Here is a 1,169-nt window from a genome sequence, read left to right as displayed (position 1 = left end):
CTGACCCTTCTGTATCTGCGCTCTGCTAAACTGGCCCCGTCACCGGCCCCGGCCCGGGTCAGTGACGGGGTAGTGCGCGACGTCTGACCCTTGTGGCATGACCACGTTTCCTAGCCTGTCGGCACCGCCTCTCTTCATCGTCTCGAACAGTTGATTGCGGCCTTTGCAGGACCGCGCACCAGAAGGAAGAGAGCATGGACAATCTATCACATGGCCGCGTCATCGGCATAGATGTCAGCCGCGACTGGCTTGACCTTCATTGCCTGCCCGACGGACATCGCTGCAGAGTACCAAACGTTCTGGCGGGCCATTCTGCTGTGGCGACCCTTGCCCGGGGCCGGAATGCAGTGGTCTGCTTTGAATCGACTGGCGGCCAGGAGTGGCAGCTCTGGGCAAGGCTCGAGGCAGAAGGTGTTGCGGCCCGCCAGGTGCCCCCCGCACAGGTCAAGGCATTTGCGCAAAGCTGCGGCACACGCGCCAAGACCGACAGGATCGATGCGGAACTTATCGCCCGCTTCTTCGCCTTCCGGCCCGAAGCAGGCCGCAGTCTACCCGCAGAAAACTTACGCCTTCTCAGAGCTTTGACGTCGAAGCGAGCGCAACTGGTCGAAATGCGCAAACGGCTGCTGGCCCAAGTCCGCGCGCATCAGAAACTCGGCACCGCCGCAATGTTCGAGGACGTCGACACCGAACTGAAGCAACGGATCGACAGCCTGATCAAGGAACTGGAAGACCGGATCACCAGAGCCATCGCGAGCGATGATCACATGTCGGAGATGGTCACCGTTCTCCGTTCCATCCCAGGGATCGGCCCGGTTGCCAGCACAATGCTGATCGCCGAAATGCCTGAGATCGGCACCATCTCCGGCGAAGAAGCTGCCGCGCTCACCGGATTGGCCCCGATCGCACACGACAGTGGAACTCTTCGCGGGAAAAGGGTTATCGCCGGAGGCCGCCGTGCCCTGCGGCACGTAATGTTCCAGGCGGCGTTGGTCGCGGCACATCACAACCCAAGCCTGAAATCCTTCGCAGATCGCCTCCGTGACGCAGGAAAACCACACAAAGTCATCATCACCGCCGTCGCCAGAAAGCTGGTCACCATTGCGAATGCGTTGTGCAAAAGCCGGCAGAAATGGACGATCCCTGGGACCTGACAGATACAGTTGCTA

General features: G+C 60.7%; 1 protein-coding gene. It reads left to right on the top strand.

Annotated features, from left to right (window positions below; genetic code table 11):
• The first annotated feature begins 194 nt into the window (after positions 1-194).
• A complete protein-coding gene (locus GL300_RS26050; RefSeq protein WP_155042578.1) occupies positions 195-1,154 on the top strand; it encodes an IS110 family RNA-guided transposase in 960 nt (319 codons plus the stop codon).
• Positions 1,155-1,169 lie beyond the last annotated feature (15 nt).

Origin of the sequence: Paracoccus litorisediminis, from assembly GCF_009711205.1 — a bacterium.
GTDB classification, from domain to species: Bacteria; Pseudomonadota; Alphaproteobacteria; order Rhodobacterales; family Rhodobacteraceae; genus Paracoccus; species Paracoccus litorisediminis.
Note: the sequence above shows the minus strand (reverse complement) of the source record. Positions and strands in the feature narration are given on the sequence as shown.

Bases quoted from the DNA above. Each gene is read 5' to 3' on its own strand.
- GL300_RS26050 (WP_155042578.1), top strand. From the start codon at position 195: ATGGACAATCTATCACATGGCCGCGTCATCGGCATAGATGTCAGCCGC.